21 protein-coding genes and 2 pseudogenes are annotated in these 18260 nt (G+C 67.3%); 20 read left to right on the top strand and 3 right to left on the bottom strand.

Annotated features, from left to right (window positions below; all coding sequences use genetic code 11):
- Positions 1 to 42 precede the first annotated feature (42 nt).
- Together bsaP and WFK36_RS22745 are read left to right on the top strand one after the other, a co-directional pair.
- Positions 43 to 273: a biotin synthase auxiliary protein BsaP gene (gene bsaP / locus WFK36_RS06560; RefSeq protein WP_008376689.1), complete on the top strand. Its 231-nt coding sequence runs from the start codon at positions 43 to 45 to the stop codon at positions 271 to 273.
- A pseudogene (locus WFK36_RS22745) lies at positions 270 to 788 on the top strand (DUF2567 domain-containing protein); the annotation flags it as partial. The gene bsaP and the pseudogene WFK36_RS22745, both read left to right, overlap by 4 nt.
- A gap of 45 nt (positions 789 to 833) precedes the next feature.
- Here WFK36_RS22745 and WFK36_RS06565 read toward each other — a convergent pair.
- The 3 genes and pseudogenes from WFK36_RS06565 to WFK36_RS22750 form a co-directional block, all read right to left on the bottom strand.
- Entirely contained in the window at positions 834 to 1520 is a 687-nt protein-coding gene (locus WFK36_RS06565) for an NUDIX hydrolase (RefSeq protein WP_336790749.1), read from the bottom strand.
- Positions 1521 to 1529: 9 nt separating this feature from the next.
- Entirely contained in the window at positions 1530 to 1922 is a 393-nt protein-coding gene (locus tag WFK36_RS06570) for a DUF817 family protein (RefSeq protein ID WP_336790985.1), read from the bottom strand.
- A gap of 49 nt (positions 1923 to 1971) precedes the next feature.
- Positions 1972 to 2031: pseudogene (locus tag WFK36_RS22750) on the bottom strand (hypothetical protein); the annotation flags it as partial.
- A 137-nt stretch (positions 2032 to 2168) separates the two neighbouring features.
- Here WFK36_RS22750 and nadA point away from each other — a divergent pair.
- The 18 genes from nadA (at position 2169) to WFK36_RS06660 (ending at position 18240) form a co-directional block, all read left to right on the top strand.
- Positions 2169 to 3224 carry a quinolinate synthase NadA gene (gene nadA / locus WFK36_RS06575; protein WP_419717460.1) on the top strand — a complete coding sequence of 352 codons (1056 nt, stop codon included), beginning with the start codon at positions 2169 to 2171 and terminating at the stop codon, positions 3222 to 3224.
- Positions 3221 to 4108: a carboxylating nicotinate-nucleotide diphosphorylase gene (gene nadC / locus WFK36_RS06580; protein ID WP_336790751.1), complete on the top strand. Its 888-nt coding sequence runs from the start codon at positions 3221 to 3223 to the stop codon at positions 4106 to 4108. The genes nadA and nadC overlap by 4 nt, the downstream gene beginning before the upstream one ends.
- A 183-nt stretch (positions 4109 to 4291) precedes the next feature.
- Positions 4292 to 4738, top strand: a complete 447-nt coding sequence (locus WFK36_RS06585) for a GNAT family N-acetyltransferase (RefSeq protein ID WP_336790753.1) — start codon at positions 4292 to 4294, stop codon at positions 4736 to 4738.
- 104 nt (positions 4739 to 4842) lie between these two features.
- Positions 4843 to 7074 (top strand): serine/threonine-protein kinase, encoded by a 2232-nt coding sequence (locus WFK36_RS06590; RefSeq protein WP_336790755.1) that lies wholly within the window; start codon positions 4843 to 4845, stop codon positions 7072 to 7074.
- A 99-nt stretch (positions 7075 to 7173) separates the two neighbouring features.
- Positions 7174 to 8526 (top strand): histidinol dehydrogenase, encoded by a 1353-nt coding sequence (hisD, locus tag WFK36_RS06595; RefSeq protein WP_008376677.1) that lies wholly within the window; start codon positions 7174 to 7176, stop codon positions 8524 to 8526.
- Positions 8523 to 9644, top strand: coding sequence for a histidinol-phosphate transaminase (locus WFK36_RS06600; protein ID WP_336790758.1), 1122 nt, complete (start codon positions 8523 to 8525; stop codon positions 9642 to 9644). The genes hisD and WFK36_RS06600 overlap by 4 nt, the downstream gene beginning before the upstream one ends.
- Positions 9641 to 10282: an imidazoleglycerol-phosphate dehydratase HisB gene (gene hisB, locus WFK36_RS06605; protein ID WP_008376674.1), complete on the top strand. Its 642-nt coding sequence runs from the start codon at positions 9641 to 9643 to the stop codon at positions 10280 to 10282. Before WFK36_RS06600 ends, hisB begins: the two co-directional genes overlap by 4 nt.
- The gene (hisH, locus tag WFK36_RS06610; protein ID WP_008376672.1) at positions 10279 to 10920 is read left to right on the top strand and encodes an imidazole glycerol phosphate synthase subunit HisH; all 642 of its coding nucleotides are present in this window, start codon (positions 10279 to 10281) and stop codon (positions 10918 to 10920) included. Before hisB ends, hisH begins: the two co-directional genes overlap by 4 nt.
- Entirely contained in the window at positions 10921 to 11184 is a 264-nt protein-coding gene (locus WFK36_RS06615) for a hypothetical protein (RefSeq protein ID WP_008376671.1), read from the top strand.
- A gap of 24 nt (positions 11185 to 11208) precedes the next feature.
- Positions 11209 to 11979: a bifunctional 1-(5-phosphoribosyl)-5-((5-phosphoribosylamino)methylideneamino)imidazole-4-carboxamide isomerase/phosphoribosylanthranilate isomerase PriA gene (priA, locus tag WFK36_RS06620; protein WP_419717461.1), complete on the top strand. Its 771-nt coding sequence runs from the start codon at positions 11209 to 11211 to the stop codon at positions 11977 to 11979.
- Complete coding sequence (locus WFK36_RS06625) at positions 11976 to 12824, top strand: inositol monophosphatase family protein (protein WP_336790764.1); 849 nt, start codon at positions 11976 to 11978, stop codon at positions 12822 to 12824. Before priA ends, WFK36_RS06625 begins: the two co-directional genes overlap by 4 nt.
- Positions 12821 to 13594 (top strand): imidazole glycerol phosphate synthase subunit HisF, encoded by a 774-nt coding sequence (gene hisF, locus WFK36_RS06630; RefSeq protein ID WP_008376666.1) that lies wholly within the window; start codon positions 12821 to 12823, stop codon positions 13592 to 13594. Before WFK36_RS06625 ends, hisF begins: the two co-directional genes overlap by 4 nt.
- Before the next feature lie 32 nt (positions 13595 to 13626).
- Positions 13627 to 14010: a phosphoribosyl-AMP cyclohydrolase gene (gene hisI / locus WFK36_RS06635; RefSeq protein ID WP_336790767.1), complete on the top strand. Its 384-nt coding sequence runs from the start codon at positions 13627 to 13629 to the stop codon at positions 14008 to 14010.
- 2 nt (positions 14011 to 14012) lie between these two features.
- Positions 14013 to 14192, top strand: coding sequence for a tautomerase family protein (locus tag WFK36_RS06640; protein WP_008376662.1), 180 nt, complete (start codon positions 14013 to 14015; stop codon positions 14190 to 14192).
- Positions 14189 to 15706 (top strand): anthranilate synthase component I, encoded by a 1518-nt coding sequence (locus tag WFK36_RS06645; protein WP_336790768.1) that lies wholly within the window; start codon positions 14189 to 14191, stop codon positions 15704 to 15706. Before WFK36_RS06640 ends, WFK36_RS06645 begins: the two co-directional genes overlap by 4 nt.
- A complete protein-coding gene (locus tag WFK36_RS06650) occupies positions 15703 to 16374 on the top strand; it encodes a TIGR02234 family membrane protein (RefSeq protein ID WP_336790770.1) in 672 nt (223 codons plus the stop codon). Before WFK36_RS06645 ends, WFK36_RS06650 begins: the two co-directional genes overlap by 4 nt.
- Positions 16375 to 16376: 2 nt before the next feature.
- Entirely contained in the window at positions 16377 to 17708 is a 1332-nt protein-coding gene (locus WFK36_RS06655) for a DUF6138 family protein (RefSeq protein ID WP_336790772.1), read from the top strand.
- A 154-nt stretch (positions 17709 to 17862) separates the two neighbouring features.
- Positions 17863 to 18240, top strand: coding sequence for a hypothetical protein (locus tag WFK36_RS06660; RefSeq protein WP_336790774.1), 378 nt, complete (start codon positions 17863 to 17865; stop codon positions 18238 to 18240).
- Positions 18241 to 18260: the final 20 nt, after the last annotated feature.

The raw sequence follows: 18260 nt of genomic DNA on the forward strand, positions 1-18260 counted from the left end.
TAGCGTCGTGGGTGATTCGCCCGAGAAGGAGGCAGACGCCTGATGGTCCCGACACCGCTTGCAGAGCCGCTGAAATTCGGTGTCTTCACCGGGGTGGAACTGGAACTCCAGGCCGACGACGCCGTGCCCGCAGCTGCCAGAATGGGTCTCGAACCGCCGCGGTTCTGTGGTCAGTGCGGCCGCCGGATGGTGGTGCAGGTGCGTCCGGACGGTTGGGACGCCCGCTGTTCGCGTCACGGCACCGTCGATTCGGTGGAGCTCGGACGCCGATGACCACCGCCGTGCCCTCTCGCCCCGCGCTGGCGAACCTGAATGCGATCAACCGCCGTACACCTGTGCTCTTTGTCCTGGTGGTCGTCGTGCTCTCGGTGGCGGCCGGCGCGTTGTGGGTGTGGCTCGCCCCGCCGATCACGGTGACTGTGCTCCCCGGTGGAGACGCTCGGTTCTCCCAGGGGGCATCGGCGAACCTGTTCGGAGGAGTGGCGGTGTTCGCCTTGCTGTCGTTCGGGCTGGGTGCGGTGCTCGCTCTCGCCAGTTGGTTCGGCCTGCCGCACATGCGCGGTGTGCCGGGGCTGATCCTGACCACGGTGATGTCCGTGGTGTCGGCCGGGTTGGCGATGAACATCGGCACGTCGATCGCCGAGGCGACGCGCCCCGACCTCAACCGTGTGAATCCCGGCGAGTATCACCTGACAGCGAAGTTGTGGTTCGACAGTGACGTGGCCCCGCCGTGGTTGCTGCTCATCTGCGCTCCGACGACCGCACTGATCGTCTATTTGATCTGCGTGTTGACAGCGAAGAACCCGGCCCTGCGCCCGGGGGATCTCGTCGGGTCAGAGTGGGGGACGCAAGGTGGCGAATTCGTCGGTCACCCGCAGCCGGGAGTCGGCGAAGGCGTACAGGCTGGGTGGGCGTCCGCCGGTCCGACCGGTCCGGCCGACAGTGCCGGTGGCGACCACAACACCGCGCCTGGACAGAATCCGCAGCAGGTTGGTCGCGTCGACGGGGTAGCCGAGGGCGGCCCCGTAGATCTCGGAAAGCTCTGACATCGAGAACGTTCCGGGTGCGAGCGCGAACGCGATGTTGGTGTACGAGAGCTTCCCGGCGAGTCGCTGACGAGCCAGGTCGACGATGTCGCGGTGATCGCCCGCCAACTCCGGCGGATCATCGACGTCGAACCACGCCGCTGCGGCGGTAGCCGGATCGGCCGGGATGTCGCGGGGAACGAGTCCGAGGAAGGTCGACGCGATGGTCCGCCTGGCGGGCACACGATCGGGGTCGGAGAACACCGACAACTGTTCGAGGTGTGCGACCCGGGTCAGATCGGCCTGTTCGCCGAGGTGACGTCCGGCCGACGTCGGGAGTGTGTCGCGGTCCCCGACGAGGCCTCCCGGAAGTCGCCACGTGTCGGAGTCGTCGGACGCGCGATGCAGCAGCACGTGCAGCGTGTGTCCGCGGTCGCCACATTCGCGGACCTGGAACACGGCAGTGAGGACCTCGACGTCCACGGAGCTCGGCATGCGTCGAGTCTAGTGTGCGACGGTGGGCCCGGTGAGCGAGGAGTCACGCGATGTTCGATGCCTCATCAGCGCCGATACCAGGACGAAGCTGAGACTGACCAGCAGGATCCACGAACTGGACTCGCCGAGATGGACCATCCGCCAGACGCCTTCCTGATCGGGATACTCCCACGCGCCGAAGTAGGTCGCGACGTTCTCGGCGACCCAGAGGAAGATGCCGATGAGGACGAACGGTACCGGGAGCGGCATCCAGTGGCGGCGATCGCTCACGGTGAACCAGACCCGCATGCGCCACGTCACGGCGGTGAACATGATGAGTATCGGGATGCGCAGATCGGGTATCCAGTGGTGACTGTTGAAGTGTGCGTACGCGGCGACCGCCGGTGCGCCGACGACCCCGATCCGCGTACAGCGGTATGCCGCCGATCACGAGAACGCCCGGCTCGGGGTACGCCCAGGATCCGACCGCAACCTTGAAACATTCGAGTGCCGGGCCGACGATCCTCTCCACTCGGCCTTCATAGTCGTGCGGAGCCGCCCGAGGTGACGGGTGTTACCATGGCCGCAGGGTTATCGACCATCAGTCGGAAACCTGCTCTGGTGGCTCAGCCCGTCGCCGGAGACGCTGCGAATGGAGTGTTCCTCGCCATGACCACAGACACCGTGATCACACGTACCGAGACCGACCTCGGCATGCCCGACCCGCGCCACGGGATCCCCGCCGCGTACGGGGGAGTCGAGGCCGACGCCGCCTGGGCGGCCGAGATCAAACGGCTAGCGAAGGCGCGCAACGCGACGATCCTGGCCCACAACTACCAGCTGCCCGCGATCCAAGACATCGCCGATCACGTCGGCGACTCCCTCGCGCTCTCGCGTATCGCGGCCGAGGTCGACGCAGACGAGATCATCTTCTGCGGCGTCCACTTCATGGCCGAGACCGCGAAGATCCTGAGCCCGGAGAAGCGGGTTCTCATCCCGGACGAGCGAGCCGGATGCTCGCTCGCCGACTCGATCACCGCCGACGACCTCCGTGCGTGGAAGGCCGACTATCCCGACGCCCTCGTCGTCTCCTACGTGAACACGACGGCGGAGGTCAAGGGACTGACGGACATCTGCTGCACGTCGTCCAACGCGGTAGACGTCGTCGCGTCGATCGACCCCGACCGCGAGGTCCTGTTCCTCCCGGACCAGTTCCTCGGCGCGCACGTCAAGCGTGAGACCGGCCGCGACAACATTCACATCTGGGCAGGCGAGTGCCACGTTCACGCCGGCATCAACGGCGACGAGCTGACCGACCAGGTCGACTCGCACCCCGACGCCGAGCTCTTCATCCACCCGGAATGCGGCTGTGCGACGTCCGCTCTGTATCTCGCGGGCGAGGGGACCGTTCCGGCGGATCGCGTGCAGATTCTGTCGACGGGCGGGATGATCGACGCAGCCAGGGCGACCCACTCCAAGCAGGTCCTCGTCGCGACCGAGGTGGGCATGCTGCACCAGTTGCGCAAGGCCGCTCCCGAGGTCGACTTCCAGGCCGTCAACTCACGCGCGGCGTGCCCGTACATGAAGATGATCACCCCGGCGGCTCTGCTCCGATGCCTGCGCGAGGGCAAGGACGAGGTGCACGTCGCACCCGACGTCGCCGAGCGTGCGCGCGCGTCGGTGCAGCGGATGATCGAGATCGGCAACCCGGGCGGCGGCGAATGACGTTCATCGGAGACGTCGACGTCAACGGCGAGTTGAGCCTGGAGATCGACGACGATGTTCTCGCGCTGATCCGGACCGCTCTCATCGAGGACCTACGGTACGGGCCCGACATCACCTCGCTCGCGACGGTGCCCGCCGACGCGGTTGCGCAGGCGCGGATCGTCTCTCGGCAACCCGGCGTGATCGCCGGGCTGCCGGTGGTCAGAGCGGTGTTCGACGAGGTGATCGGCGCGGACCGCTACACGGTCTCCGAGGAGATCGTCGACGGGTCGCGGGTGGAGCCCGGCACCGTGGTGCTTGCCGTCACCGCGCCGACAGGTGCCCTGCTGACCGCCGAACGCACCGCACTGAACATCCTCTGTCACCTCTCGGGCATCGCGACGGCGACAGCCGCATGGGTCGATGCGGTCGAGGGCACCGGTGCCAAGATCCGTGACTCGCGCAAGACTCTGCCCGGCATGCGGGTGCTGCAGAAGTACGCTGTCCGGGCCGGCGGTGGAGTCAACCACCGCATGGGTCTCGGTGACGCCGCGCTCATCAAGGACAACCACGTCGTCGCCGCAGGCGGGGTCGCCGCCGCTCTGAATGCGGTTCGCGCCGCAGCACCCGACGTGCCCGTTGAAGTCGAGGTCGATTCGCTCGATCAGTTCGACGAGGTCCTCGCCCTGTCGCCCCAGCTGGTTCTGCTCGACAACTTCGAGCCGTGGGCCACTCAGATGGCAGTCCAGCGTCGTGACAAGCGTGCCCCCGACACGAAACTGGAGTCGTCGGGAGGCCTCACGCTCGACGTCGCCCGTGACTATGCGACAACCGGCGTCGACTACCTCGCCGTCGGTGCGCTCACCCATTCCGTCACCGTCCTCGACCTCGGTCTGGACATGTGAGCGGACGACTGATTCACGCCACCCGCGACCGGCGAACCTGCCACCTGAACCCCGGCATCTGAAACTTCGGCACTCGTAACCGCGCCAGGCGCGGCGGCGAGTGCCGAAGTTCTTGAGGCTTCTCGACCCGACCGAGTGGCGGGCGCTTGACGGGACGATTCCGTTTCGCGGCATCATGGAACGGTGAATCCGACCGTGCACGCCGCAGCCCTGGCCGACATCGATCCGGTGACCTTGTACGGGTTGATGCAGTTGCGCGTCGACGTGTTCGTGGTCGAGCAGGAGTGCGCTTACCCCGACCTCGACGGTCGAGACCTTGAGCCTTCGGCGGTTCAGTACTGGTGCACGGACCTGGACGGTGCGCCGATCGCCACGGCCAGGCTCCTGACCGACGAACTCCCGGACGGCACCGCGCTCCTGCGCATCGGGCGGGTGTGCGCCCGCCACGAACTTCGAGGCAATGGCCTCGTCAGGCTTCTCATCGACCGGATCGTCTCTGACATCGGCGACCGGCCGAGCGTTCTGGACGCTCAGGCGCACCTGGAACAGATGTACGCCCGCTGGGGCTATGTCGCCGACGGCCCGCAGTTCATAGAGGACGGCATTCCGCACGTCCCCATGCGCCGCTGAGAACGTCGGCGACGAATTCCGGAGCAGGACAGGAAATCGTCGCCGACGTTGTGTGAATGACGCAGAGCCCGATCTGACCGGATCGGTTGTGTACGGTGACGTGCGTGAACCTGGACGTCGGCAGTGAGTTCGCGGGCTATGCGATCGAGCGGTTGCTCGGCTCCGGTGGGATGGGTGAGGTCTACCTCGCGGCGCACCCACGACTCCCCAGGCACGACGCGCTGAAAGTGCTCGCTCCGCAGTTCTCGTCGGATCCCCACTACCGGGCGCGTTTCGAGCGGGAAGCAGAACTGGCGGCGTCATTGCGGCACCCGGCGATCGTCCCCGTCCACGACCGCGGCGAATACGACGGCCGGCTGTGGATCGCGATGGCGTTCGTCGACGGAGAAGACCTCGCCGATCGCCTCCGAACACACGGCCCGTTCACCGCGAACCAGGTGAGGCTCGTGACCAGGACGGTCGCCGACGCGCTCGACAGGGCGAACGCGAGGGGACTGGTCCACCGCGACGTGAAGCCGGCCAACATACTGCGCAGCACTGACGGCGACATCCTGCTCACCGATTTCGGGATCGCACGGTCGGAGTCTGCAGATGTCGGGCTGACGTCGACGGGTACGGCAGTGGGAACGGTCGACTTCGCGTCGCCTGAGCAACTCCAAGGACTGCAGGTCGACGGCCGCAGCGATCAGTACTCGCTCGCGTGCACCGCGTTTGCTCTGCTCACCGGTCGTGCACCGTTCGCCGCGTCGAGCGCCGCGCGGGTGATCAGCAGTCAACTGAACGATCCGCTTCCGAGCGTCCGGACCGCTCGGCCGGACCTCGCGCCTGCCGTCGACGCAGTGCTCCAGCGGGCGACGGCAAAGAATCCGGCAGCGCGATTCGCGACCTCCGCGGAATTTGCCGCGGCCCTCGACCACGCACTGGCACAGACACCGCCCGCCGCGTCGCCGACATTGCCGCCGGTCCCATCGCCTCCGTCGTTTGTCCACGCTCCGCCGACGATGATCGCCGGACCGCAGCACCGGCCGAGATCCGGCCGACGCATCGCCGTGATAGTCGGGGCGGTCGTCGCCATACTGGTGGTCGTCGCAGGCGGGATATGGTTTGCACTCCCCGACAGTCTCAAGGCCGGTCAAGGCGACTACGTGCAGGAACCGACCGACAGCGCACGGGCACTCGACCTGCCTGACGTGACGCCGCCTCTGGCGTCGCTCGAGACCGAACCGACCGCGGGCGCCTGGCGATACGCGCCGCCGGGCATCGACCAGAACTACGGGGTACGAGTTGTCGGTGCCGTCGGCGACACCGTTCTCGTCGGCCGGGACGGCGCCCTCGACATCGTCGACGCGTCGACGGCGAAGCTCCTCCGGACCGCGCGGATCTCCGGCGACGACGCTCCAACCGACTGCGGCGTCAACGGCTCCGGAGCATGGGCGGCGTGTCGTGTCGGATACCACGGACGCATCGTGATCGTTGATCTCGCTCGCGCCGCCGTCACCGGCTCGGTGACCGCACTGGGGTCGTCGACGTCGTACGCGGTGGTCGGAGACTCGGTTGTGATGTCCACCGGGTCCGGCGACGACTACACGGTCACAGTGGTCAACAACCGCGGCGACACCGTGTGGGAGCGCGACTCCACGAAGAACGTGATCCTGGGCGGCTCCGTGGTCGCGGTGGCGCCCGCATCGAACGGCGACGCATTCTTCAAAGCCGAGACGATCGCCATTCGAGTGAGCGACGGCAGAGAACTCACCCGAGTGTCGAAGCCCGACGACAAGTACGCGGAGGACCCCCAGCTGACGCCCTATGCGTCAGGCTTCGTCCTGGGAGACCACTTCTACACCAACGACGGCAAGCGACTCGCTGCGATTCCGGGGGACTGGCGGCCGCTCTACGTGGCGCAGGGCAATGCCCTCACTGTGCCCGCTCCTGCACTTCCCGTGATGGCGGACCTCGACAAACAGGTCGGCGTCATCGACCCAGCCAGCGGAGACGTCCTCTGGTCTCGCAAACTCGACGGGGCCTACAGTGCTCACGCGAAGGCGTCCGGACGCGGAGTGATCATCGACAACATGAGCGGCGACGAGAACGACGCACGACGATTCGCCTGGTACGACCTGGCGACCGGAGTGGGGGCGTCGAGGGTGATCGCTTCGTTGTACGACACCCTCGGTTCTGACGGGACACGGATCGCGGTGTCCGGCGAGCAGGGTATCACCGTGTTCGGTCCCGAGTCGGACGGCGCTCTCTGGAATCTGCCGCTGGACGACGCAGTCGGCGGCAGCGTGGTGAACGCGGGTGGACATCTGTACCGGGGTGGGCAGCGGCTGATCTGAGCGGACCACGTCACACACCGCGGAGGCGATCGTTAACAGTTTGCGGTGACCGCATATCCTGGTGGGAGCCGAAATCCCTCGCTCGAAAGTGGAGAAACCATGCTCGCCCGAACCGATCTGCGGGGTGCCGCCCCGACGCTGAGCGAACTGCGTCGTGCGCTGCCTCGCGGCGGAACAGACGTCAACGCCGTGATGCCCGTCGTCACACCCGTCGTCGAAGCGGTGGCCGAGCATGGAGCGCATGCGGCGCTCGACTACACCGAGAAGTTCGATCGGATCCGTCCGCAGTCCGTGCGCGTCCCCGCCGAGGTGATCGCCCAGGCCCGCGCCGACCTCGATGACGACGTGACTGCTGCGCTGGAGGAGTCGATTCGTCGCGCCCGTCTGGTACACGCTGACCAGCGTCGTTCCACATCGGTCACCCAGGTGGTTCCGGGCGGAACCGTCGCCGAGAAGTGGATCCCCGTCCGACGAGTCGGCCTCTACGTTCCCGGCGGCAACGCGGTGTACCCGTCGAGTGTCGTCATGAACGTCGTCCCCGCACAGGAAGCGGGCGTGCAGTCGCTCGTCGTCGCGTCGCCCGCCCAGGCGGACTTCGGCGGCTGGCCGCACCCGACCATCCTCGCCGCCTGCTCGCTGCTCGGCGTCGACGAGGTGTGGGCGGTCGGCGGTGCGCAGGGTGTCGCACTCCTCGCCTACGGCGGAACCGACCTGACGGGCCAGATCCTCGACCCGGTCGATCTGATCACCGGGCCGGGCAACATCTACGTGACCGCTGCCAAGCGGCTCGTCCGCGGTGTGGTCGGCATCGACTCCGAGGCCGGCCCCACGGAGATCGCCATCCTCGCCGACGACTCGGCCGACCCGGCGATCGTCGCCTCCGACATGGTCAGCCAGGCCGAGCACGACGTGCTCGCCGCATCGGTGCTCGTCACCGACAGTGAGGAGTTCGCAAACGCCGTCGACGCCGCCGTCGAGCAGGCCGCGAACAGCACCAAGCACTCTGAGCGCGTCACCGAGGCTCTCGCAGGCAAGCAGTCCGGCATCGTGCTCGTCGACGACATCGACGCGGGTGTCGCGGTCGTCGACGCCTACGCAGCCGAGCACCTCGAGATCCAGACCCGAGACGCTGCGGCGGTCGCCGAGCGCATCACCAGTGCGGGCGCGATCTTCGTCGGCACGTACTCGCCGGTGAGTCTCGGCGACTACTGCGCCGGATCGAACCACGTGCTCCCGACCACCGGTTCGGCCAAGTACGCGTCGGGTCTGTCGGTTCAGACGTTCCTGCGCGGCGTCCACGTCATCGACTACAACCGTGACGCCCTCGCCGGAGTGGCCGATCACGTGGTCACCCTCGCCAACGCCGAAGACCTGCCCGCCCACGGCGAAGCCGTCACGGCGAGATTCGGCCCGCTCGCTCCGCTCCCGGCGCCGGAAAGATTCGCCCGATGAGCGTCGGCGACAAGTACACCCTCGCCGACCTCCCGCTTCGCGAGTCGCTACGAGGCAAATCGGCGTACGGCGCGCCGCAGTTGCAGGTTCCGGTGGTCCTCAACACCAATGAGAATCCACACCCGCCGACGCAGGCGCTGGTGGACGACGTCGCGAAAGCCGTGGGCTCGGCGGCCGAAGATCTGCACCGCTACCCCGACCGGGACGCCGTCGACCTGCGCACAGATCTCGCGGCGTACCTCGCAGGCGCGACGGGTGTTCCGCTGACCGTCGACAACCTGTGGGCGGCCAACGGCTCCAACGAGGTGCTGCAGCAGATCCTGCAGGCGTTCGGCGGTCCCGGGCGAAGCGCGATGGGCTTCGTCCCGTCGTACTCGATGCACCCGATCATCTCCGACGGAACGCAGACCACCTGGATCGCTGCGCAGCGCGCAGACGACTTCGGTCTCGACGTCGACGTGGCGACAGCGGCGATCACCGAGCACCGGCCCGACGTCGTGTTCGTGACGTCGCCGAACAACCCGACCGGGGCCAGCGTGCCGGTCGAGGAGATCGCCTCGATCCTTCGGGTGGCGCCCGGCATCGTCGTCGTCGACGAGGCCTACGGCGAGTTCTCGTCGCAGGTCAGTGCAGTGACCCTGCTCGACGAGTTCGGCGACAAGCTGATCGTGTCCCGCACCATGAGCAAGGCGTTCGCCTTCGCGGGCGGCCGACTCGGCTACCTCGCGGCCTCGCCCGCCGTCATCGAGGCCATCCTCCTTGTGCGGCTGCCGTACCACCTGTCGGTCCTCACCCAGGCGGCCGCGCGCGCAGCGCTTCGGCACAGCGCAGAGACCCTCGGCAGCGTCGCGACGCTCATCTCCGAACGCGAGCGGGTGGTCGCAGCACTCTCCGCGATGGGATACGACGTCGTCCCGTCCGACGCCAACTTCATCCTGTTCGGCGAATTCACCGACGCACCCGCCACCTGGCAGCGCTACCTCGACGACGGCGTGCTGATCAGGGACGTCGGCATCCCCGGCCGCTTGCGTGCGACGATTGGACTGGCAGCCGAGAACGATGTCTTCCTGTCGGTCAGCGAGAAGCTGGCAGGCACCGACCGAAAGCAGTCAGCGTGACCACAGCACCGCAGGCCCGCATCGCGCGTGTCGAACGAACCACCCGCGAGTCGTCGATCGTCGTGGAGATCAACCTCGACGGCACCGGCGTCACCGACATCAACACCGGGGTCCCGTTCTTCGACCACATGCTCACAGCGTTCGGCGCGCACGGCAGCTTCGATCTGACGGTCCACGCGACCGGCGACATCGACATCGAAGCGCATCACACCGTGGAAGACACGTCGATCGTGCTGGGGCAGGCGATCGGTGAGGCCCTCGGCGACAAGAAGGGCATCCGACGCTTCGGTGACGCGTGGATCCCGATGGACGAGACCCTCGCACAGGCGATCGTCGACGTCTCCGGCCGCCCGTATTGCGTGCACACAGGTGAACCCGAGCACCTGCTGACCGCAACCATCGGCGGCTACTCGGGCGGCGATCGCCCGGTCGTCTCGTACTCGACTGTCATCAACCGCCACGTGTTCGAGTCGATCGCCCTCAACGCGCGGATCGCACTGCACGTCCGAGTCCTGTACGGGCGCGACCAGCACCACATCACCGAAGCCGAGTTCAAGGCCGTCGCGCGAGCGTTGCGCGAAGCCGTCGAACCCGATCCCCGGGTGAGCGGCATCCCGTCCACGAAGGGCAGCCTGTGAGTGCACCGAAGAAGGTCGCCCTGCTCGACTACGGCTCGGGAAACCTCCGCTCTGCGCAGCGTGCGCTCGAGCGGGCCGGCGCGGACGTGGAGATCACCTCCGACTTCGAGACCGCGCTGAACGCCGACGGGTTGCTCGTACCCGGCGTCGGTGCGTACGCGGCCTGTATGGAGGGATTGCTCGCGGTACAGGGCGACCGGATCATCGGCCGTCGCCTGGCAGGTGGACGCCCGGTGCTCGGCATCTGCGTCGGCATGCAGATCCTGTTCACGCGAGGCGTCGAGTTCGGCGTCGACACCGCCGGATGCGACGAATGGCCGGGTTCGGTCACACGTCTGCAGGCCGACGTCCTCCCGCACATGGGATGGAACACGGTGCAGGCACCTGCGGATTCGACACTGTTCGCCGGCATCGACGACGACGCGAGGTTCTACTTCGTGCACTCGTACGGGGTGCAGGAGTGGGAGATGGACTCGGTTGCATCGAACATCGCCGCACCGCTCTTGACCTGGGCTGACCACGGCGGACCGTTCCTGGCGGCCGTCGAGAACGGACCGCTGTCGGCGACTCAGTTCCACCCGGAGAAATCGGGAGACGTCGGTTCGCAACTGCTCGTCAACTGGATCGAGAGCCTCTAGATGGCAGCCAAGAAGACGTCCGCGGCCGACGACTACTCGTACGGCAAATCGGTGGCGTACGCACTCGGCGCCGGTGTGCTGGTGCTCGTCGTCGCCGTCCTGATCATCCTCGTCGTCGCGCAGACGTCGGCGGTCGCGGCACTGATCGTCGCGATCGTCGCCGTGGTGGTGATGGTCGCGGTGATCGCGCTGGTGTCCAAGCGCATGCTGGCGGGAGTCCAGCGAGAGATCGACGAACGCCGCGCAGCGGCGGACGACAAGTAGAGCGAGAGAGAAACCACTGTGGGCATGAAGACCCTGGAACTGCTGCCGGCCGTCGACGTCGTCGACGGGCAGGCGGTCCGCCTGGTGCAGGGCGAAGCCGGTTCGGAGACTTCGTACGGGTCGCCGCGCGACGCCGCGCAGGCATGGCAGGCGGGCGGCGCCGAATGGGTGCATCTCGTGGACCTCGACGCGGCATTCGGTCGTGGTGACAACCGGGCGCTGCTCGCCGAGGTCGCGGGGGAGCTCGACATCAAGGTGGAGTTGTCCGGTGGCATCCGCGACGACGCGACGCTCGCCGCGGCGTTGGCGACCGGTGCGACGCGCGTGAACCTCGGCACGGCCGCGATCGAGAACCCGGAGTGGTGCGCGCGGGCGATCGCCGAGCACGGCGACAAGATCGCCGTCGGACTCGACGTGTTGCGCGACGGCGACTCGTGGCGAGTCCGTGGTCGCGGCTGGGTCACCGACGGCGGAGACCTGTGGGAGACGCTCGAACGCCTCAACAACGACGGCTGCTCGCGCTACGTCGTCACCGACGTCAGCAAGGACGGCACACTGACCGGCCCCAACCTCGAACTTCTCGCGCAGGTGGCGCGGGCGACGGACGCGCCGATCGTCGCCTCAGGCGGCGTCTCGACGGTGGCCGACCTCGTCGCGATCGCCGACCTCACCGACCTCGGGGTGGAAGGCGCGATCATCGGCAAGGCACTGTACGCGGGACGATTCACCCTTCCCGAAGCGTTGGCTGCGGTGTCGGTCGACTCGATCGTCGAGCGGAGCCGAGACGGAGCATGACCGTGCCTGTTCCGGCCGACCTCGACCTGCAGCGGCTGCTGTCGATGGCCGAGGGCGTGCTCGACTCGGTGCAGGACGTGTTCATCGACGGGCTCGGAGCGCCCAGCGCCGTGTCCAAGATCGGCGACGACTTCGCCACGCACATCGATCTGTCGCTGGAACGCCGCATCGGTGCCGAACTGCAGGAACTGACCGGGATCGAGGTGCACGGCGAAGAGTTCGGAGGGCCGCCGTCTGAGGCGGGCACCGTGTGGATCCTCGACCCGATCGACGGGACGTACAACTACTCCGTCGGTCTCCCGATGGCGGCGATGCTGCTGTCGTTGGCGATCGAGGGCGAACCGGTGATCGGTGTGACTCGTCTGCCGATCCTCAATCAGTCGTATGCGGCGGTGGTCGGGGAGTCGTTCACGGTCAACGGGGAGCCGGGCACTCCGCTCGTCGACACTGCGTTGTCCTCGGCGGTCATCGGGTGCGGCTCGTACAACGCGCGCGGCGGCGGACGGTACTCGGGCGCCGCGCGTGCCGAGTTGTATCGGATGCTCAGCTACCGGGCGAGGCGGATGCGGATGACCGGGTCGACCGGCGCCGACCTGGCGTATGTGGCCGCCGGAATCTTCGGCGGCGCGGTGTCGTTCAGCAGACATGCGTGGGACAACGCGGCCGGTGTGGCACTGATCCGGGCGGCAGGCGGCATCGCGACCGACGTGCACGGGCACCCGTGGCGTGTCGGTTCACGGTCGATGGTGGCCGGGGACGAGCGACTTCATGAAGAATTGCTGACGGTGGTCGCCCAGAGCGGTGTGCCGGACAGGCGAACCAACGAGAGCAAGGTGGAGCAGTGAGTGTTGCGGTGCGGGTCATCCCGTGTCTGGACGTCGACGGTGGCCGAGTGGTCAAGGGCGTGAACTTCGAGAACCTGCGTGATGCGGGCGATCCGGTCGAACTCGCCGCGCGTTACGACGCAGAGGGCGCCGACGAGCTGACCTTCCTCGACGTCACCGCGTCGAGTTCGGGTCGGTCGACGATGATCGAGGTGGTCCGTCGGACGGCGGACCAGATCTTCATTCCGCTGACTGTCGGCGGCGGCATCCGCACCGTCGACGACGTCGACACCATGCTGCGCGCCGGAGCGGACAAGGTGAGCGTCAACACGGCGGCGATCGCCCGCCCCGAGGTGCTCGACGAGATGAGCCGCCGTTTCGGCTCGCAGTGCATCGTGCTGTCGGTGGACGCGCGGACGGTTCCCGAGACAGGGGAGAAGACCTCGTCCGGGTGGGAAGTGACAACACACGGTGGTCGTCGAGGCACCGGCATCGACGCGGTCGAATGGGCACGTCGAGGGGCTGAGCTCGGGGTCGGTGAGATCCTGCTCAACTCGATGGACGCGGACGGGACCAAGGACGGTTTCGACCTGGACATGATTCGCGCTGTGCGGGCGGCCGTCACGATTCCGGTCATCGCGTCCGGCGGTGCGGGCGCAGTCGGCGACTTCGCGCCCGCCGTCGACGCAGGAGCCGACGCGGTGTTGGCCGCATCTGTCTTCCACTTCGGAGAGCTGACGATCGGCCAGGTCAAAGACGCGATGCGGGCCGACGGCATCACCGTCCGCTGATCGCACATTCACTTCCACCAGGAGTTGTTCCCATGGCATTGCCCGCAGAACTCGCGGCCAAACTCAAACGCGGTCCGGACGGTCTCTTCGCCGCCATCGCCCAGGAACGGGACACCGGCATCGTCCTGATGATGGCGTGGATGGACGACGAGGCGCTCGAACGGACCCTCGCCACCCGCAAGGGCACGTACTACTCGCGGTCCCGCCAGGAGTACTGGGTCAAGGGCGAGACGAGTGGTCACACGCAATACGTGCACGACATCCGGATCGACTGCGACGGGGACACCCTGCTCCTCACCGTCGACCAGGTGGGCGCGGCCTGCCACACCGGCAATCACAGCTGTTTCGACACCGAGCCGCTGGAGTTCGCCGACTCCGTCATCGACTCCACCGATCCCGACACAGGAGGGCACTGAACATGCCGCTGATCCAGATCTCGCAGACCGCAGGACTCTCCGACGCGGTGAAGCGTGAGACGATCGCCGCCGTCACCGACGCATACGCGAAGGCGACGGGCAAGAACCCCGACTCGGTGTGGGTGACGATCACCGAGATCCCGCGCAGTCAGTGGGGCGTCGGCGGGGAACCTCTCGGATGAGCCTGCACACCACGTCGCTCGACGAGTTCCTCGACCTGGCCGCCGATCATCGCGTGGTCCCGGTCACGCGTAAGCTGCTCGCCGACTCCGAGACACCGCTGTCGGCGTACCGCAAGCTGGCGGGTGACCGCGACGGCACGTTCCTGCTCGAGTCCGCGCCCAATGGTCAGTCGTGGTCGCGGTGGTCGTTCATCGGTTCCGGTTCGACTGCGCTTACCGTCGCCGACGGTGCAGCGCACTGGTGGGGTTCGGTGCCCGCGGGAGCCCCGATCGGCGGCGACCCGCTGGAGGCGCTGGCGGAATCCCTGCGCCTGCTGCAGACCGAGGCGCTCGCCGACATGCCGCCGCTGACCGGTGGGTTCGTCGGATTCATGGCATACGACTTCGTGCGGCGTCTGGAGCGACTGCCGTCGACGACTGTCGACGACCTCGAACTTCCCGACATGTTCTGGCTGCTGACATCCGAGCTCGCGGCATTCGATCACCACGAAGGCACCATCACGTTGATCGCCAACGCGATCAACTGGGACGGCAGCGACGAACGGGCCGACGAGGCGTACGCCGACGCGGTCCGACGTCTCGACGACATGACCGCGGCACTCGCGGCGCCGGCCCCGTCGACAGTGTCGACGTTCGAGCGCCCGACGCCGGACTACACCTCGCAGCGCACACTCGACGAGTATCGGGTGATCGTCGAGGACGTGGTCGAGGAGATCGAAGCAGGCGAGGCGTTCCAGGTGGTTCCCTCGCAGCGGTTCTCGATGGACACTGGAGCCGACCCGCTCGACGTCTACCGCGTGCTCCGCGCGTCGAATCCGAGCCCGTACATGTATTTTGTTCGGGTCCCCGGGGTGGGCCGCGACCCGTTCACCATCGTCGGCTCGTCACCCGAAGCGCTCGTGACGGTCACCGAGGGAGTCGCCACCACGCACCCGATCGCGGGCACCCGCTGGCGTGGCGCCACCGAAGCCGAGGACCAACTCCTCGCCAAGGGCCTTCTCGAAGACGAGAAGGAGAACTCCGAGCACCTCATGCTCGTCGACCTCGGACGCAATGACCTCGGCCGCGTGTGCGAGCCGGGCACGGTCCGCGTGACGGATTACCGTCGGGTGGAGCGTTACAGCCATGTGATGCACCTGGTGTCGACGGTGTCGGGACGCCTGCGCGACGGCAAGCACGCGCTCGACGCCGTCACCGCGTGTTTCCCCGCAGGCACTCTGACCGGGGCGCCGAAAGTACGGGCGATGGAGATCATCGAGGAGCACGAGCTCACTCGGCGTGGTCTTTACGGCGGCATCGTCGGATATCTCGACTTCGCAGGCGACGCCGACACCGCGATCGCGATCCGCACCGCGCTCATGTCCGGCGGCACGGCATTCGTGCAGGCGGGCGGCGGTGTGGTCGCCGACAGTGACGCCGAGTACGAGTTCAACGAGGCGCGCAACAAGGCGACGGCTGTTCTCAACGCAGTTGCGGCCGCCGGAACCGTGACTCGAGTCGGAGACAACTCATGAGCGACGACACGACCGACCACCCGAAGCCGAACCGGCGCCTCCAGGGCATCGCGAGTCTGCTGCTGATCGCGGCGGCAGGCGCATTGTGGGGATCGTCGCGGATGAAGTGGGCAGAGGTGCTCGGTGCCGACGGGCTGTCGCTGCCACGGGTGTTCGAGGTGCTCGGGTCGGACTGGAGCCCGTGGTTGACCGGTGTCGCCGCGCTGTTCGGCGCGGGTGTCATCGCCCAGTTCGCGGTCCGCGGCTGGGCGCTGCGGGTGGTCGCCGTCATCATCGCGGTCGCCGGTGTCCTGTCGGCCGTTCCGGCGTTCACTCTGATCAGGGACGGCGCGGACGACCTGTACGCGTCGACCCGGATCGACATCCCCGGGCGGTACAAGATCGAGGCCGTCACCGTGAGCACGTCGCCCGGTTACCTGCTGCTCGCAGGCGCCTTGTGCGCTGTGATCGCGGCCGTGCTGATGATGCGCGGCGCGTCGGCCCGGGGCATGTCGTCGAAGTACACCTCACCGGCCGCCCGGCAGGAGGAACTGGAGAAGAAGGTGTTCGCCGAACGCGAGCGTCGTCTCGCCGCTGAGGGGAACGTCGACACTCCGGGCGCAGCAGACGGCAATGAGCGACTCATGTGGGACTCGCTCGACAGCGGTGTGGATCCGACGGGCGACTGACGGTGGCCACCAGCCGCGGTTACCTGATCGTCGGTGACGCCCAGCGAGACCCGGCTGTGCGCGCTCTGTTCGACCGCGCCGTCGAACAGGTCGAGGCCGGTACCGCGGTCGTCGACGCCGCGTACCCTGTCGGCGTCGTGACCGACGGTCAGAAGATCCTCGGAAGTGGACTGCTCGAATACCGGGTCGGTGTCGGTGCGGGGCCGGCTGAGACGTTCGATGCAGACTCCGCGTGGGCGTTCGTCGAGCGGCTGCGACCCCTCATCGGGTGGAACGAGATGGACTACCAGCTCCAGATGTGGGTGGAACGTCGGCTCGGCGCACCGTACTTCGTCAACAGGGGACGGGACTGGGACCAGGAGTGGGTGTTGCGCCCCGACGCGGACACCAGCGGTGTTCCTGACTCGTTCTATGATTTCGCGTGCCGAATCGCGATCGGTGAACTCAAGCACGGACCGAGCTACGCGTCGGTGTCGGCGAACCGGATCTTCGGCTGGGTGAGCGCGCTCGGCTCCGACCTGCCCGGCCGGCTGAAGAAGCACGGCAGTGGTGACCTTCCTGCTGATCTGGCACGCCTGCAGACCGACGACGTCACGATCACGGCCAACGATGCGCTGGCGGTGATCCGCATTGTGATCAGGAACGACTCCGCACAGGTGTACGAAGTCGTCCTCGACCACCTCGTGCGGCTTGTGGACTCGACAGACTTTCCGCGAAGTTATGCGATCGAGTTCCGAGGGCCGACAAAGGTGTACCTCCCGATCAAGGGACTGCCGAAGAAGGGCGTCCACCAACTGTTCGCCGCAGCGGCGAGACACCTGGAACTGCACGAATTGATCGAGCGGTACGCGCGCTCGGCGATGCGCGAGGACGCCTGGTACGAGAATCTCCACGACGAGCAGTGCGCTATGCCGGGGACATTCGCGGTGTTCGCGCTCGGGATGGCGGATCGACGGTTCGCGCCGCTGGTACGCGACTATCTGGAACTGGTCGACGGCGAACACCAGTCGTTGCAGGCGAAGTTCGTCGAGGCGTACATCGACTCCCACGGTGCGACCCCTGAATCACTGGCCTACCTGGTCGCCTGCGCCGGAAACATCCAACATCTCCGTCACCGTTCCACGTATCCGGCGATGATGGCGAATCCCGACTCCCTCGGTGCGCTCCTCGCGCTGCGTGGAACGGATTTCGCGTGGCGTGCCGCCCTGTTTGCGCTGTGGGGCCGGGATGCCGACTCCGAGCGCGGTGCGGTGTCGATCGTCGCCAAGGCTCCAGACGGTCTCAAGCCGCTGTACAACCAGGTCTTCGATTTGTCTGGACAGGAGACGACATGACGATCTACATCGACGACGCCGCGGAATCGCCGCGACCCGAGACCAGCCACCCACGTTTCGTGGCGCTCGCGCCGGAGTCGTTCTACAGTGCCACCGACGAGTTCGCGCCGTTCGGCTCGGACGATGGAAACGACGTGCTCCGCGACATGGAGGCGTGGTACGAGCAGCGCGACCCGGCGTGGACCCCGCCGAAGGATTCCTCGACGACCTCCTGGCGGGGTGGGCGTTCGATCTACCCGACGGAGTCCTCGACTTTCCGGACGAACGGCTTCTCGCTCTGGTCGCCGACGGTTCGGCCGAGGCGAGGCTCACCGCGGTCGGTCAGGCGTGCGTCGCGGCGGCCGTCGGCCAACTCAAGATCGAGGGAGTCGTGTCGCCGTTGATGCAGATCCGCGGTCGTGCAGGCGTCAGGGTGCTGCGTTGCCTGTACTCGGACACCACGCGCTACCCGACGTGGCCGCATCGTCCCGCCGCGCTCCGGGGAATCGAGCTCGTCGAACGTCTCCTGACACGAGCGCGGGACGGCGCCTGACTCCCATACGGCGACTGCGC

This window comes from Gordonia malaquae, assembly GCF_037148075.1.
Taxonomy (GTDB): Bacteria; Actinomycetota; Actinomycetes; order Mycobacteriales; family Mycobacteriaceae; genus Gordonia; species Gordonia malaquae.

Excerpts from the sequence above, each read along its gene's own strand:
- WFK36_RS06645 (WP_336790768.1), top strand. The coding sequence starts at position 14,189 with ATGAGCCTGCACACCACGTCGCTCGACGAGTTCCTCGACCTGGCCGCC.
- WFK36_RS06650 (WP_336790770.1), top strand. The coding sequence starts at position 15,703 with ATGAGCGACGACACGACCGACCACCCGAAGCCGAACCGGCGCCTCCAG.
- nadC (WP_336790751.1), top strand. The coding sequence starts at position 3,221 with ATGACGTTCATCGGAGACGTCGACGTCAACGGCGAGTTGAGCCTGGAG.
- WFK36_RS06600 (WP_336790758.1), top strand. The coding sequence starts at position 8,523 with ATGAGCGTCGGCGACAAGTACACCCTCGCCGACCTCCCGCTTCGCGAG.
- bsaP (WP_008376689.1), top strand. The coding sequence starts at position 43 with ATGGTCCCGACACCGCTTGCAGAGCCGCTGAAATTCGGTGTCTTCACC.
- WFK36_RS06565 (WP_336790749.1), bottom strand. The coding sequence starts at position 1,520 with ATGCCGAGCTCCGTGGACGTCGAGGTCCTCACTGCCGTGTTCCAGGTC.
- WFK36_RS06615 (WP_008376671.1), top strand. The coding sequence starts at position 10,921 with ATGGCAGCCAAGAAGACGTCCGCGGCCGACGACTACTCGTACGGCAAA.
- WFK36_RS06625 (WP_336790764.1), top strand. The coding sequence starts at position 11,976 with ATGACCGTGCCTGTTCCGGCCGACCTCGACCTGCAGCGGCTGCTGTCG.
- hisI (WP_336790767.1), top strand. The coding sequence starts at position 13,627 with ATGGCATTGCCCGCAGAACTCGCGGCCAAACTCAAACGCGGTCCGGAC.
- hisD (WP_008376677.1), top strand. The coding sequence starts at position 7,174 with ATGCTCGCCCGAACCGATCTGCGGGGTGCCGCCCCGACGCTGAGCGAA.
- priA (WP_419717461.1), top strand. The coding sequence starts at position 11,209 with ATGAAGACCCTGGAACTGCTGCCGGCCGTCGACGTCGTCGACGGGCAG.
- nadA (WP_419717460.1), top strand. The coding sequence starts at position 2,169 with ATGACCACAGACACCGTGATCACACGTACCGAGACCGACCTCGGCATG.
- WFK36_RS06640 (WP_008376662.1), top strand. The coding sequence starts at position 14,013 with ATGCCGCTGATCCAGATCTCGCAGACCGCAGGACTCTCCGACGCGGTG.